Origin of the sequence: Streptomyces sp. NPDC059452 (assembly GCF_042750035.1) — a bacterium.
Classification (GTDB): Bacteria; Actinomycetota; Actinomycetes; order Streptomycetales; family Streptomycetaceae; genus Streptomyces.
On the sequence record NZ_JBHYVE010000003.1, the window covers coordinates 1 to 13,995 of the forward strand.

General features: G+C 73.1%; 10 protein-coding genes and 1 pseudogene. 5 read left to right on the forward strand and 6 right to left on the reverse strand.

Going from position 1 to position 13,995, the window contains the following annotated elements; all coding sequences use genetic code 11:
* Nucleotides 1-220 precede the first annotated feature (220 nt).
* The 3 genes and pseudogenes from ACFW9Z_RS05270 to ACFW9Z_RS05280 all read left to right on the forward strand — a co-directional run bounded on the left by ACFW9Z_RS05270 (nucleotide 221) and on the right by ACFW9Z_RS05280 (nucleotide 2,441).
* A complete protein-coding gene (locus ACFW9Z_RS05270) occupies nucleotides 221-1,036 on the forward strand; it encodes a YceI family protein (RefSeq protein WP_384634654.1) in 816 nt (271 codons plus the stop codon).
* A gap of 65 nt (nucleotides 1,037-1,101) precedes the next feature.
* Nucleotides 1,102-1,386 (forward strand): annotated as a pseudogene (locus ACFW9Z_RS05275) (hypothetical protein).
* The gene (locus ACFW9Z_RS05280) at nucleotides 1,383-2,441 is read left to right on the forward strand and encodes an NAD(P)-dependent oxidoreductase (RefSeq protein WP_384634656.1); all 1,059 of its coding nucleotides are present in this window, start codon (nucleotides 1,383-1,385) and stop codon (nucleotides 2,439-2,441) included. Before ACFW9Z_RS05275 ends, ACFW9Z_RS05280 begins: the two are co-directional and overlap by 4 nt.
* Nucleotides 2,442-2,580: 139 nt before the next feature.
* On the opposite strand, the gene ACFW9Z_RS05285 is transcribed toward ACFW9Z_RS05280, so the two are convergent.
* Nucleotides 2,581-3,396, reverse strand: coding sequence for a TetR/AcrR family transcriptional regulator (locus ACFW9Z_RS05285; protein ID WP_384634659.1), 816 nt, complete (start codon nucleotides 3,394-3,396; stop codon nucleotides 2,581-2,583).
* A gap of 190 nt (nucleotides 3,397-3,586) precedes the next feature.
* Complete coding sequence (locus ACFW9Z_RS05290; RefSeq protein ID WP_384634661.1) at nucleotides 3,587-5,254, reverse strand: MFS transporter; 1,668 nt, start codon at nucleotides 5,252-5,254, stop codon at nucleotides 3,587-3,589.
* 307 nt (nucleotides 5,255-5,561) lie between these two features.
* Here ACFW9Z_RS05290 and ACFW9Z_RS05295 point away from each other — a divergent pair, with 307 nt between their 5' ends.
* Both ACFW9Z_RS05295 and ACFW9Z_RS05300 read left to right on the forward strand, forming a co-directional pair.
* Complete coding sequence (locus tag ACFW9Z_RS05295; RefSeq protein WP_384634664.1) at nucleotides 5,562-6,437, forward strand: endonuclease/exonuclease/phosphatase family protein; 876 nt, start codon at nucleotides 5,562-5,564, stop codon at nucleotides 6,435-6,437.
* Between the two features lie 259 nt (nucleotides 6,438-6,696).
* Complete coding sequence (locus ACFW9Z_RS05300) at nucleotides 6,697-7,989, forward strand: serine hydrolase domain-containing protein (protein ID WP_384634667.1); 1,293 nt, start codon at nucleotides 6,697-6,699, stop codon at nucleotides 7,987-7,989.
* Nucleotides 7,990-8,012: 23 nt separating this feature from the next.
* Here ACFW9Z_RS05300 and ACFW9Z_RS05305 read toward each other — a convergent pair whose 3' ends face one another.
* Genes ACFW9Z_RS05305 through ACFW9Z_RS05320 form a run of 4 tightly spaced genes read right to left on the reverse strand, consistent with a single transcriptional unit; the run spans nucleotide 8,013 to nucleotide 13,927 of the window.
* Complete coding sequence (locus ACFW9Z_RS05305) at nucleotides 8,013-10,124, reverse strand: glycosyltransferase family 39 protein (RefSeq protein WP_384634670.1); 2,112 nt, start codon at nucleotides 10,122-10,124, stop codon at nucleotides 8,013-8,015.
* Nucleotides 10,121-11,485, reverse strand: coding sequence for a glycosyltransferase (locus ACFW9Z_RS05310; RefSeq protein ID WP_384634673.1), 1,365 nt, complete (start codon nucleotides 11,483-11,485; stop codon nucleotides 10,121-10,123). The genes ACFW9Z_RS05305 and ACFW9Z_RS05310 overlap by 4 nt, the downstream gene beginning before the upstream one ends.
* 26 nt (nucleotides 11,486-11,511) lie before the next feature.
* A complete protein-coding gene (locus ACFW9Z_RS05315; protein WP_384635741.1) occupies nucleotides 11,512-13,164 on the reverse strand; it encodes a sensor histidine kinase in 1,653 nt (550 codons plus the stop codon).
* Between the two features lie 16 nt (nucleotides 13,165-13,180).
* Nucleotides 13,181-13,927, reverse strand: a complete 747-nt coding sequence (locus tag ACFW9Z_RS05320; RefSeq protein ID WP_384634676.1) for a response regulator transcription factor — start codon at nucleotides 13,925-13,927, stop codon at nucleotides 13,181-13,183.
* Nucleotides 13,928-13,995 lie beyond the last annotated feature (68 nt).

The window sequence follows — 13,995 nt, forward strand, 5'->3', positions numbered from 1 at the left end:
GGGGGGGGGTGTGTTTGTGGGGGGTGGGGGGTGGGGGGGGGGGGCGCGCGGGGCTGGGGGGGGGGCCCGGGGGGGTGGGGGGGCCCGGCGCCGCCCCCGGCCCGGGGCCCGGCTCATGGGCCTCAGGGGGCATGCGGCCCAGGTGGCATGCGGCCCAGGGGTCATAGGGCCCAGGAGTCATAGGGCCCAGGTGGTTCATGAAGCTAGGAGAGAGATACGTATGGGACTGCGCGCACAGGTACGGACGCGGGACGGCTGGGCGGTCCAGCACGCCGTCGTGACGGTCACCGACATGACCGGCACCCAGGTGCTGCGGGCCGCGGCCGACGAGGACGGGGCCGTCCGCACGGACGGTTCCCTGCCGGCCGGCGCGTACACGGTGATCGTCACGGCGGTCGGGTACGCCCCCGCCGCCGCCACCGCCCTCGTCGCCGCGAGCGGCCGGATCGAGGGCGGCCAGATCGTACTGGCCCGCCAGGGCGGTGTGGAGCTTCCGCCCCCGGGCGCCTGGTCGCTGGACCCGGCCCACTCCTCGGTCGGCGCGGTCGCCCAGCACCTGGGGATCTCCAGCGTGCACGGGCGGTTCACCGACTTCGGCGGCCGGATCGAGATCGCCGAGGACGTCTCCCGCTCCCGGGTCGACGCGGTGATCGGCGCGGCGAGCATCGACACCGGCAACGGCATGCGGGACAAGCACCTGCGTTCGCCGGACTTCCTGGACGTGGACCGGTACCCGGAGATCACGTACCGCTCCACCGGCCTCGCCCCGGCCGGCCCCGACCGCTGGACCGTCCACGGCGAGCTGACCCTGCGCGGCATCTCCCGCCCGGTCGGCCTGGACCTGACCTACCTCGGCACCGGACCCGACCCGTGGGGCGGGGTGCGCGCCGCCTTCCACGCCACGGCCGAGCTGCGCCGCGACGCCTTCGCGATGAACTACAACCAGGTCGTCCAGGCGGGCATCTCCGCGATCGGCACCACCCTGCGCATGGAGCTGGACATCCAGGCGGTCCAGGGCGAGGCACTGCCCGGATAGGCGGGCGGCGGACGCGGTGGTTCGCTGCCCCGGGTGGGGTCGCGGCCGGTCGTAGGGTGGTGGTCATGGCACCGGACATCGCGACCAACACCGCCGTGGACCTCGATGCGTTGCTGGCGTTCGTACGGCCGTGGGTACAGGTCGACGGTTCGGCGGAGGTGCTCGACGCCCCGGAGTCGGTCTAGCCGCTCGTGGAGTACTTCCGGAACATCTCCGGTGAGCACCCGGACTGGGACGAGTACCGGGCCGCCATGGTCAGGCAGGGCAAGTCGATCATCCGCGTCACCCCGGAGCGCTGGGGTCCCGTCGCGACCGGCGGTTTCCCGGCCCATCTGGCGCCGGGCACGTGATACCGACCGTCCCGAGGCTGCCCGACCCCGAACTCCTCGCGCGGGCCCGGCTGCTGGTCGCGCCCGAGCTGAGTGCCTCTCTCGTACGGGAGCTGGAGCGGATCACCGGGCGGGGCGCCGAGCCCCTGGGAGGCGGGGAGCCGGGCGACGGGCCCCTCCTCTGTGTGGGGGCCTCGCTGCCCGAAGTGGTGCGCGCGGCGGCTACAGCTACAGCTACGGAGACAGCTACAGCTACAGAGACAGCTGTAGAGACAGCTACGGAAACAGCTATGGAGACAGCGACCGCGGACGGCCGACTGCTCTGGTTCCACAGCGTCAACGCCGGTACGGATCCGCTGCTCGCCGCCGGGAACTGGCCCGCCGGGGCGCTGCTCACCCGGACCGTGGGGCGGATGGGCGAGCGGATCGCCCAGTACGTCCTGGCCTGGGTGCTCGCCGAGTGCCAGGCCGTCCCCGAGTACGCCGCCCAGCACGCCCGCGCCGAGTGGCGCCGCCTGCCCTCCGAGCTGGTCGCCGGGCAGACCGCCCTCGTCTACGGCACCGGGCGCATCGGCGGGGCCGTCGCCGGGTTGCTGCGCGGCTGTGGCGTGCGCACCGTGGGCGTGGCCCGCGCCGCGCGGACCGGGGGGCCGCCGGTGGGCTTCGACCGGGTGATCGGGGCGGATGCGGATGCGGGGGAGCTGGAGGGGGCGCGGTGGGTGATCTCCGCGCTGCCGTTGACCGGGGCGACGGAGGGGTTCTTCGGGGCGGGGCGGTTCGCGGCGGTGCGGGGGGCGACGTTCGTCAACGTGGGGCGGGGCGCGACGGTGGACATGGGGGCGCTGGGGGCCGCGCTGCGGGGCGGTGGGGTGCGGCGCGCGGTGCTGGACGTGCTGCCGGAGGAGCCCGCGGCGCCCGACGACCCGGTCTGGAAGCTGCCCCGTACGGTGATCACCTCGCACTCCGCGGGGATCACCGCCGACGAGGACGTGGCCGGGGACTTCGCCGCCTGCTGGGAGGCCGTGGCGGCGGGGCGCAGGCCGGAGCTGGCGGTGGACACGGGGCGGGGGTACTGAGGGGAGGGGTGCCGAGGGGACGGGGTGCCGAGGGGGGCTGATCCTGGAGCGGCCCGGCACGGGTACCGGAGCGGCCCGGCACGGGTACTCGGAGCGGCCCGGCTTCCGGAGCGGCAGCGTTGCGTTGACGCCTCAGCGGTTACGGAGACGTCGGCCCGGAGTCCTCGTGGTCCGCGCCCGTTCCCGCGCCCTCCGCACCCCGCTCGCGCATCGCCTCGATGCCCGCGATCAGCACGTCCAGCGCGACGCCGAAGTCCCGTTCGCGCATCTCCTCGACCGTGTCGCCGCCCCGTGCCGCCATCAGCTCGTCGGAGGACTCGACGATCTCCCTCAGGTGCGGCTGCGCCCGGATCGTGCTCATCGCGCGCCGGTGGTACTCGTCCTGGGTGAGCCCGGTCGCGTCGCAGCGTGCCTTGAAGTGGCCCTCGACGGTGCCGAATCCGTACACGAACTGGAAGACCGCCGAGAGCGCGCCCGTCTGCCGTTCCAGGGGCAGGCCGGTGGCCTGGATGATGGTCTGGACGGCGTACGAGAACCGCACCGAGTTCGGGCCGATGTTGAGGAAGGTCCCGGCCAGCGGGGAGATCCAGATGTGGCGGACGAGCAGTTCGCGGTAGCTGCGGGCGATCTCGCGCAGCCGCTCCCGCCAGTCCCCGTCCACGCGCGGCGGCGGGAGTTCGGCGTAGACCGAGTCGAGGGCCAGCTCCAGGAGGTCGTCCTTGGTGTCGACGTACCAGTAGAGGGACATCGCGGTGACGTCCAGCTCGGCGGCGAGCCGGCGCATGGAGAACTTGGCGAGGCCCTCTGCGTCCAGCAGCCGCACCGACGCCTCGGTGATCCGGTTCCGGTCCAGACCTGCCGGGGATTCGGTCCTGCGGGAACGCGAAGGGGCCCCTCCGTCGATCCACACGCTGGTCCGCGCGGGGTTCTTCACACGGTCGGACGCGGACACCATGGCGCACACTCTCCTCGTCTTGCGGGGGACCGCCCCGCCGGTACGGCCCAGACCCGGTACGACCCGGTCCGGTACGACCCGGTCCCAGTCGATCCGGTCCCGGTACGGCCGGGCCCCGGTCCCGGTGCGGTCCTGCCGGAAGGCCGACGTACCGGACGCCTACGGTCCGGTACGTGCGCCCTCTCCGATGCTATGCCGCCGGTCCCGACGAGTCTGCCCGGCCTCCGGGCGTCTCAGCCTTCGCGGCCGCCGTGGGTGTCGTGGCCGCCGCGGTTGCCGCGGTTGCCGTGGACGTCGCGGTCGTCGGGGACGTCTCGGCCGCCGTGGCCCGGTCGGCCGGATCAGCCGGTCCCCCGGCCCCCGCCGCCGCCTCCATCCGTTCCGCCCGGCGCAGCAGCATCGCCGCGAGCAGACCGCCCGTCAGCACCGCCACCGCGCCCACCAGCTGGCTGGTCTCCAGGCCGGAGGCGAAGGCGTCCTTGATCGTCGCGCGCTCGCCCGCGCCGTCGGCGGCGGCCAGGGCGGCCGGCAGCGAGGCGGCACCGACGGCGGCCGGTACGAGGGCGGCGAACCGGATGTTCAGGACCGCGCCCAGCACCGCCACCCCGAGCCCGGTACCGAACTCCGCGAGCGTGCCGTTGACCCCCGCGCCCACCCCGGCCTTCGCCGGCGGGATGGCGCTCATGATGGCGTTGGCCATGGCGGGCATCGCGAAGGCGATCCCCGCGCCCATCACGACCAGGCCGAGCAGCATCCCCGTGTACCCGGTCCGGCCGAGCACCGCGATGGCCGCGAGACCGGCCGCCAGGCAGCTCATCCCCGCCGCGATGGTGGCGGGCGTCCCCAGCTTCGGGACGAGCCGGGCGCCCATGCCGGTGAGGTTGAGGGCAACCACGGTGAGCGCCATCGGCGCCGTACGCAGACCCGCTTCCAGCGGTCCGTACCCGAGAACGAACTGAAGGTGCTGCGTGAGCAGAAAGAGGGAGCCGCCCATTCCGAAGGCGACCAGGATCGCGCCCGCCACCGCACCGATGAACTTCTGGTTCCGGAAGAAGTGCATGTCGAGCATCGGGTGCGGGATGTGCAGCTCCCACAGGACGAACCCGGCGAGCACGGCGAGCCCGACGCCCGCCGTCAGCAGCACCCGGCCCGACGCCCAGCCGTGTTCGGGTCCGGAGATGATCGCGAACACGACCGCGGTCATCCCGACCGTGGAGAGCAGCGCGCCCAGCAGGTCGGGCCGCTCCCCACGCGGGTTCTTGAACTCCGGTACGAGCCGTACGACGGCGACCAGGCCGATCACGGCGACCGGGATGTTGATGAGGAAGATCGCGCCCCACCAGAAGTGGTTGAGCACGACCCCGCCGACGAGCGGACCGGCCGCGAACCCGAGGGAGTTGACGGTCGCCCAGAGGCCGATCGCCCTGACCCGCTCGGAGTCGTCGAAGATCTGGACGACGACGGCGAGGGTGGTGGTGATCAGCAGCGCGCCCCCGACGCCCATGCCCGCGCGGGCCGCGATGAGCTGGCCGGAGGTCTGCGCGAGCCCGGCCGCCAGCGAACCGATGCCGAACAGGGCGAGGCCCACGACCAGCATCTTCTTGCGCCCGTACCGGTCGGCGGAGCTGCCCGCGGTGAGCAGCAGCCCGGACTGGACGAGCGAGTAGGCGTTGATCATCCACTGCACATCGGCGGTGGAGGCGTTCAGCTCCGTGGTGAGGGAGGGGATCGCGACGTTGAGGACGGTGTTGTCGAGCAGCACGGTGAGCTGGGCGAGACAGATGACGCCGAGAATCAGCCAGCGCTGTGGATGCCCCTGGGGGGCGAGGTCGGGTCGCTCTGCGGCGGACGCCGTCATGCGGGCTCCTGGGTCTCCGGCGCGGGCGCGGCTTGACGCCTGGGCGGGCTGGTGGCTTGGTGGCCTGGCGGCCGGGCGGTTCTACGGTGTATAGGACGGGATCGCTGTACACCGTATGGCACCTCCTGTACGGCGTACAACTCGATAACTCCGCCGACACGCCGGTCGCGCCGGTGAGCCCTGCGAGGGGCCGGGGCGGTACGGTTCCGGACGCCGACCCGACGCGGCATGACCCGACGCGACCCAACGCGACCCGACGCGGCCATGAGCGCGACCGTGAGTGCGACCCCCACCGACTGGAGAGCCCATGCTGCCGCGCCGCCGCGTCCCGCAACTGCTTGTCGCGACTGCCCTGTTGGGGGCTTCCCTCGCCTCGCCCGCCACTGCCACCCCGGCGCCCGGTTCCGTGCCGCTGCGGGTCGCCACGTACAACATCCACGCCGGGGCGGGCATGGACAACGTCTTCGACCTCGACCGTCAGGCGGCCGAACTGCGTTTCCTGGAAGCCGATGTGATCGGCCTTCAGGAGGTCGACCGGCACTGGGGCGCCCGCAGCGCATGGCGGGACCTTGCAGGCGAACTGGCCGAACGGCTGCGCATGTACGTGTACTTCGCCCCCATCTACAGCCTGGACCCCGCCGAACCGGGCGGGCCGCGGGCGGAGTACGGGGTGGCGGTGCTGTCCCGGTACCGGATCCTGAGCGCCGAGAACCACGAGATCACCCGGCTCTCGACCCAGGACCCGACACCGGTCCCGGCCCCCGCTCCGGGGTTCGGCGAGGTCGTCGTACGGGTCAAGGGGCAGCCCGTACACGTGTATGTGACCCACCTCGACTACCGCCCGGACCCCGCCGTACGCGCCGCCCAGGTCGCCGACACCCGGCGGATCATGGCCGAGGACCGGGGCCCCAAGATCCTGCTCGGCGACTTCAACGCAGAGCCCGGCGCCCCGGAACTGGCACCGCTCTGGCAGGAGTTGACGGACGCCGATCCGGGAGCGCCGACCTTCCCGGCACAGGACCCGGTCAAGCGGATCGACTACGTGGCGGTGTCCAAGGGGGCCGGTCCGAAGGGCAGCTCGCGCGGAGGGATCTCCGTACGGGCCGCGTGGGTGCCGGAGAGCGTCGCCTCGGACCACCGGGCGGTCGTGGCGGACCTGGAGCTGTTGGGGCGGGGCCGGTGAGTTCGGGGGTGCCGGTGGGTTGGGGGGGTGCGGGTGAGTCAGGGGGTTTCGGTGAGTCGGGAGGTGCCGGTCTGTCGAGGGGTGCGGGTGCCGATGAGCCCGGACAGGACCAGGAGTCTCTCGTTACCGGCCGGTTGTTTCCTTTTGCGGCCCGGGGGGGTCTTACGGACCGAGCGTCGTTCACGGTCCACCGCCCACGGGCGGCCGCACCGCGGAGCAGGCCCTTGACAGAACATGCGACACCGGAGAAAGGCCGACGATGAGCACCTTGCAGGAACTGCTGGACACCCGTATCGCCGAGGGATCGATGCCGGGCGCGGTGGCCCTGGTCGCCCGGGGCGAACGGGTCGAGGTGGTCTCGGCCGGTTCGACCGGATTCGCCGGAGCCGGAGCCGAGACCGCGAGCGGGGGCGGAGCCGAGACCGGAGCCGGGGCCGAGACCGGAGCCGGGGCCGAGACCGGAGCCGGGGCCGAGACCGGAGCCGGGGCCGAGGCCCGGGCCTCGGCCCCGGCCGCGTCCGCCCCGATGCGGCGGGACTCGATCTTCCGTATCGCCTCGGTCACCAAGCCCATCGTGGCCGCGGCCGCCATGACCCTGGTCGAGGACGGCCTCATCGCGCCCGCCGACCCCGTCGCCGCCTGGCTGCCCGAGCTGTCCTCGCCCCTGGTCGTCCGCACCCCGCAGAGCCCGGTGGACGACGTGGTGTCGGCGGTGCGGCCGATCACCGTGCTGGACCTGCTGACCTTCCGGGCCGGGTACGGCTTCCCGTCCGACTTCTCCCTCCCGGCCGTCGCCCCGCTGCTCACCGAGCTCAAACAGGGCCCGCCGCAGCCGCAGGACATGCCCGGGCCGGACGCCTGGATGGCCGCGCTCTCCCGTGTCCCGCTGCTCCACCAGCCGGGCGACGGCTGGCTCTACAACACGTGTTCCGACATCCTCGGGGTCCTGATCGCCCGGGTGGCCGACCGCCCGCTGCCCGCGTACCTGGCGGAGCGGCTGTTCGAGCCCCTGGGCATGACGGACACCGGGTTCGCCGTGGAGCCCGGTGCGCTGGACCGGTTCACCAGCTACTACCGGGCCGGGAAGGAGAGTTCGGGAGGTGAGCCCGAGCTGGTCGACGCACCCGGCGGGCAGTGGAGCCGCCCGCCCGCCTTCCCGTCCGGTGCGGGCGGCCTGGTCTCGACCGTCGACGACCTGTACGCCTTCGGCCGGATGCTGCTCACCGGAGGGCTGACGGACGACGGCCGGCGGGTGCTGAGCGCCGAGTCGGTGCGGCAGATGGTCACCGACCACCTGACCCCGGAGCAGCGCGCGGCGAGCGCCCTGTTCACGGAGGGCCAGGGCTGGGGGTTCGGCGGCTCGGTGGACGTCGAGGTCACGGCCCCGTGGAACGTACCCGGCCGCTACGGCTGGGTGGGCGGCACCGGCACCTCGGCCCACATCACCCCGTCCACGGGCACGGTCGCCGTCCTGCTCACCCAGATGGAGCTGACCGGACCTGCCACGCCCCAGGTGATGCGGGACTTCTGGACGTACGCGGCCGGGTTCTGACCCCGGCCCCGTACGTCCCGGGATCAACTCACCGGCTGCGTCAGGTCGTAGAAGGTGGCGCTGCCCGCGGTGACCTCGGTGAAGTTCTCCGCCACCCAGGCGGAGATCCGGGACGAGGCCCCGGCACCGCCACCCATGCCACGGCCATCCATGCCGTCTCCACCCATGCCCCCGCCACCCGTTCCGCCGGAGACGAAGTAGTGGATCCTCCCCTCCGCCACGTACTTCTTGAACTGGGCGAGCGTCGGGGACGGATCGCTGCCGTTGAACCCGCCGATCGCCATCACCGGATCACCGGTGGCGAGCTGGTAACTCGCCGCGTTCTGCGCCCCGATGGCAGCGGCGGCCCAGGTGTAGTCGTCGGCGCCCTTCTCCAGGAGCGCCTTCGCCTCGGCGGAGACGGAGGCACCGTTGAGCAGCCCGCCCATACCGCCGCCTCCAGCCCTCATCCCCTCACCCGCACCTCCGGGAACGGTGCCTCCCGGAGCCGTACCTCCCGGAGCCGTACCTCCCGGCGCGGTTCCACCCGGTGCGGTTCCTCCAGGCACGGCGGGCATCCCACCAGGCGGCTGCATCCCCCCGCGCTGCCCGCCACCACCGTCGGGCCCACCACCGGGCCCACCCCGGCCCCCGCCCCCAAACCCACCACCGGGCCCGCCCCCACCCGACGGCCCGGCGGTCACGATCGACCCCTGGTGGCCGGTGTCCAAGGTGCTGAGCGTGTACGCCGTCGGCGCCGCGAGCGAGGCCGCGAAGCTCAGCCCCACCACCGCGAGGGCCAGGGCCCGCCCACCGAACCGCCCCACCACCAGCAGCCCGGCCGCCCCCACCAGACCGCCCACCAGAACCGCCCACCGTAGCCACGGCAGGTACTCCGGGGTGCGGCCCAGCAGGACGTACGCCCAGGTCACCGTCGTCACGACCGCCCCCGCGAGCACCGCCCTCGGCCACCACGCGGCCCGCTCCTCCCACAGCACCACGGCCCCCATGGCGACCAGCGCGGCCACATAAGGCGCAAGGGCCACCGTGTAGTACTGGTGGAAGATCCCGGCCATGAAACTGAACACGGCAGCGGTCATCACCAGCGCCCCGCCCCAGGCCAGGAACGCGGCCCGGGCGGAATCGGTCCGGGCCGCCTTCCGGGTCAGCCAGAGACCGGCCACCAGCAGGATCAGCGCGGCAGGCAGCAGCCAGGCGATCTGGCCGCCGACCTCGGAGCTGAACATCCGTCCGATCCCGGTCTCGCCCCAGCCGCCACCACCTCCACCTCCACCTCCACGGCCACCCACGCTCCCGGTCTCCTCCCCGTTGAGTCGGCCGAGCCCGTTGTAGCCGAAGGTGAGCTCCAGGAACGAGTTGTTCTGCGAGCCGCCGACGTACGGCCGCGAGGAGGCGGGCAGCAGCTCCACGATCGCCACCCACCAGCCACCCGCGACGACCATCGTCAGCGCGGACAGGGCGAGTTGGCCGATCCGCTTCCGTACCGGAACGGGGGCGCACACCGCGTACAGCACGGCCAGCGGCGGCAGGATCAGGAACGCCTGGAGGGTCTTCGTCAGGAACGCGAGCCCGACCGCCGCGCCCGCCCAGAGCAGCCACGCCGTCCGCCCCCGCTCCAGCGCCCGCAGCACGCACCACACGGTGACGGTCATCAGCAGGGCGAGCAGCGCGTCCGGGTTGTTGAAGCGGAACATCAGCGCGGCGACCGGCGTCAGCGCGAACACGCCCACCGCGATCAGCCCGGCGACCGGCCCGAACCGACGGCGTACGGCGGCGTTCAGCACGGCCGCCGTACCGACCCCCATCAGGACCTGAGGGGCCAGGATCGCCCAGGAGTTGAGCCCGAAGAGGCGTACGGACAGGGCCATCGGCCAGAGAGCGGCGGGCGGCTTGTCGACGGTGATGGCGTTGGCGGAGTCCAGCGAGCCGAAGAAGAAGGCCTTCCAGCTCTGGCTGCCCGCCTGGACGGCGGCGGAGTAGAAGGAGTTGGCGTAGCCGGAGGCGCTGAGGTTGTGGAAGTAGGCGAGGCCGACGGCCAGGAGGAGCCCGTACAGCGCGGGGCGTGCCCAGCGGTGGCTGTCCACCGGGCCGGGCGCCGGCGGGGCCGACATCACAGGGGCGACGGTCGTGGTCATCGAAGGTCCTCGGGTTCGGAGCAGGCGCGGGCCGGGAAGACCCAGGCGCGCAGGAGCAGAAAGCGCAGCACGGTGGCCGCGAGGTTGGCGGTGATCAGGACGGCCAGCTCGGTGGAGTGCGAGGGCGAGCCGGAGGCCGCCCCCAGCGCCGCGAGGGAGCCGCTGGTCAGGGCGAGGCCGATGGCGAAGACGACGAGGCCCTGGGCCTGATGCCGTACGGCTCCGCTCCGGCCCCGTACGCCGAAGGTGAGCCTCCGGTTGGCGGCGGTGTTGGCGACGGCGGAGACGAGGAGCGCGCCGCCGTTGGCGAACTGCGGGCCGACGCCGAGCCGGAAGAGGGAGTAGAGGGCCAGGTAGAAGAGCGTGGACAGGGCCCCGACCACGCAGAACCCGACGAGCTGGCGGGCCAGTCCGCGCTCCACCCCGGTCAGCGCCCGGTCGCGCGGGTCGTCGCCGAAGGGCCGGGCCAGCCGGTCCAGCGGCAGCGCGCCCACGGCGAGCGCGCGCCCCACCCGCCACACCCCTTTCAGGTCCTCGGCGGCCGTACGCACGATGTGGACGGTCGAGTCGGGGTCGTCGATCCAGTCGACGGGCACCTCGTGGATGCGCAGCCCGGCCCGTTCGGCGAGGACCAGCAGCTCGGTGTCGAAGAACCAGCCGCTGTCCTCCACCATCGGCAGCAGCCGCCCGGCCACCTCGCTCCGGATCGCCTTGAACCCGCACTGGGCGTCGCTGAACCCGGCGGCGAGGGAGGAGCGCAGGATGAGGTTGTAGGCGCGCGAGATGAACTCCCGCCGCGACCCGCGCACCACCCGCGCACTGCGGGCGAGCCGCGAGCCGATGGCCAGATCGGAGTGGCCGGAGATCAGCGGGGCGACCAGCGGGAGCAGGGCGTTGAGGTCGGTGGAGAGGTCGACGTCCATGTAGGCGAGGACCGGCGCGTCGGAACCCGACCACACCGTACGCAGCGCCCGCCCGCGCCCCTTCTCCTCCAGCCGTACGCTGCGCACCCCGGCCAGCTCCGCCGCGAGCGCGGCGGCCACGGCGGGGGTGGAGTCGGTGCTGGCGTTGTCGGCGACGGTGATGCGGAAGGCGTACGGGAAGGTTCGGGAGAGGTGGTCGTGGAGGCGCAGGACGCAGGGGCGGAGGTCCTTCTCCTCGTTGTACACGGGGACGACGACGTCGAGCACGGGGGCGCCGGAGGCGGGGGCCGCCGGACCGGCGGGGAGGTGCTCCCGTACCGGCAGGCGACCGCTCCTGTCTCCGCCGCCGTATCCGCTGCCGTATCCCCTGCCGTATCCCCTGCCGTCTGCGCCGTCGTCTGCGAGGGGGCCGCTCCGGAGACTGTCGGTGGTGGTCATGGCTCCGACGTTCGCCAACCGCGCTGTCACACCGGTGTGGTGAGCCTGTCCCTGCCCTGTGAGTCCTGGTGGGGGGCGGCTTCGGCGGGCAGCTCGACCGCGAAGACCGTACGGCCCGGCGCGGAGTCCACCCGTACGCGCCCGCCGTGCGCGGAGACGACGGCCTGCACGATGGCGAGACCGAGACCGGTGGATCCGGTGGAGCCGGTGGAGCCAGTGGCTTTGGCTTTCTCCGTGACTGCCCCGCGGGAGCGCGAGGCATCCCCCCGCGCGAACCGCTCGAAGACGTACGGCAGCAGCCCGGCCGGAATCCCGGGCCCGTCGTCCCGCACCTCCAGCGTGACCGGCTCGTCAGCGCGTACGGACGGCTGTACGGAGACCGTCACCGTGGTCCCCGGCGGGGTGTGGGTGCGGGCGTTGGCCAGCAGGTTGACCAGGACCTGCTGGAGCCGGGCGGGATCGGCGCGTACGGTCACGGGTTCAGCGGGCAGCTCCAGCCGCCAGCGGTGGCGGGCGTCCAGGTCCGGCCCACCCCGGTCGGCCGCCTGGGCATCGCTGACCGCGTCCACGACCAACGGAAGCAGATCAGTGCTCTCGTACGAGAGCGGGCGTCCCGCATCGAGCCGGGCCAGCAGGAGCAGATCCTCCACCAGCCCCGTCATCCGGTCCGCCTCCGACTCGATCCGCCCCAGCGCATGCCGGGTGACGGGGTCGGCCGCCGACGCCTCCCGCCCCGTGGCCGAAGCGCCCGGACCGGACGCGGCCACATCCCGCCCCGTCGCACGCCGGGTCAGCTCCGCGTACCCCCGGATCGAGGCCAGCGGGGTGCGCAGCTCATGGCTGGCATCGGCGACGAACTGCCGTACCCGCGTCTCGCTCTCCTGCCGGGCGGCCAGCGCCGAACCGACGTGCCCCAGCATCCGGTTGAGCGCCGCCCCGACCTGCCCGACCTCGGTACGGGGATCGGCCTCGGCCTCCGGTACGCGTTCGACGAGAGCCACCTCACCCCTGTGCAGGGGGAGTTCGGCGACCCGGGTAGCGGTGGCGGCGACCCGGCGCAGCGGGCGCATGGCGACGCCGACGAGGACCGTGCCCGCGAGGGAGGCGGCGATGAGCCCTGCGGCGGTGACACAGACCTCGACGAGGATCAGGGTGTTCAGCGCACCGCTCACCTCGGCGGTGGGGATCCCGACGAGGACGGTCCGGCCCTCGGCGGTGGTGGCGGCCTCCACGCGGTAGCCGCCGAGCCCCGGCAGTTCGACGCTCCGGGCGCCCTCGCCCGTGGTCGTCGGAGCGTCGGCTTCCAGGACCCGCTGTTGCGTCTCCGTCAGCGGCTTCGCGCTCTCCTGGGAGCGCAGCCCGCTGTCCTCGACGACCTTGGACGCGGTGATGTCCCCGTCGTCGACGAGGGCCCCGAACGTGCCGAGCGGCTGCCCGCCCCCGCCGACGAACCCGAGCGGACCGGCGTCACGCAACGCATCACGCAGGGCCTCGGGCGCCGGGCCGGGAGGTCGCTCCGCGCGTACGGCGATGGAGTGGAGCTGGTCGTCGAGCTTGCCGTACATGTAGCTGTGGAAGGCGATGGCGGTGACGGACCCGATGACGGCCGCGACGACGGCGATCAGCGACACGGCCGACACGACGAGCCGGGTCCGCAGGGTCCACGGCCGCCGCAGCACCTTCACAGAGAGGCCCCTACTCACCGGGCTTGATCAGATACCCGGCCCCGCGCCGGGTGTGGATCATCGGCGTCCGTCCCGCGTCGATCTTCTTGCGGAGGTAGGAGATGTAGAGCTCGACGACGTTGGCCTGGCCGCCGAAGTCGTAGTTCCAGACCCGGTCCAGGATCTGCGCCTTGCTGAGCACCCGGCGCGGGTTGCGCATCAGGAAGCGCAGCAGCTCGAACTCCGTGGCGGTCAGGTGGATCGCGTCCCCGCCCCGGCTCACCTCGTGGCTGTCCTCGTCGAGCAGCAGGTCCCCGACGGTGAGCGTCGACTGGCTCCGCTCGGCCGCGAGCGCCGTACCGGATCGGCGGATCAGCCCGCGCAGCCGGGCCACGACCTCCTCCAGGCTGAACGGCTTGGTCACATAGTCGTCGCCGCCCGCCGTGAGCCCGGCGATCCGGTCCTCCACGGCGTCCCGGGCGGTCAGGAAGAGGACGGGGACATCGGAGTACTCGCGCCGGATCCGGCTCAGCACGGCGAGCCCGTCCATGTCCGGGAGCATCACGTCCAGGACCACCGCGTCCGGCCGGAAGTCCCGGGCCGCGCGCACGGCCCCGGCCCCGTCACCGGCGCTGCGCACCTCCCACCCCTCGTACCGCAGGGCCATCGAGAGCAGCTCGGCGAGCGGAGCCTCGTCGTCCACGACCAGGACGCGCACGGGCGTACGGTCCGGCCTGAGCAGTTCGGTACGCCCCTGGGGCGCGGTCGTCGTCGTCATGGGTCCCACCCTGTGGGGCGCCCGTGAGAGAAGCCTGACCCGTTTCTGTGAATTGCCTGAGAAAGCGG

Excerpts from the sequence above, each read along its gene's own strand:
- ACFW9Z_RS05290 (WP_384634661.1), bottom strand. The coding sequence starts at position 5,254 with ATGACGGCGTCCGCCGCAGAGCGACCCGACCTCGCCCCCCAGGGGCAT.
- ACFW9Z_RS05305 (WP_384634670.1), bottom strand. The coding sequence starts at position 10,124 with ATGACCACGACCGTCGCCCCTGTGATGTCGGCCCCGCCGGCGCCCGGC.
- ACFW9Z_RS05285 (WP_384634659.1), bottom strand. The coding sequence starts at position 3,396 with ATGGTGTCCGCGTCCGACCGTGTGAAGAACCCCGCGCGGACCAGCGTG.
- ACFW9Z_RS05300 (WP_384634667.1), top strand. The coding sequence starts at position 6,697 with ATGAGCACCTTGCAGGAACTGCTGGACACCCGTATCGCCGAGGGATCG.
- ACFW9Z_RS05295 (WP_384634664.1), top strand. The coding sequence starts at position 5,562 with ATGCTGCCGCGCCGCCGCGTCCCGCAACTGCTTGTCGCGACTGCCCTG.
- ACFW9Z_RS05310 (WP_384634673.1), bottom strand. The coding sequence starts at position 11,485 with ATGACCACCACCGACAGTCTCCGGAGCGGCCCCCTCGCAGACGACGGC.
- ACFW9Z_RS05270 (WP_384634654.1), top strand. The coding sequence starts at position 221 with ATGGGACTGCGCGCACAGGTACGGACGCGGGACGGCTGGGCGGTCCAG.
- ACFW9Z_RS05320 (WP_384634676.1), bottom strand. The coding sequence starts at position 13,927 with ATGACGACGACGACCGCGCCCCAGGGGCGTACCGAACTGCTCAGGCCG.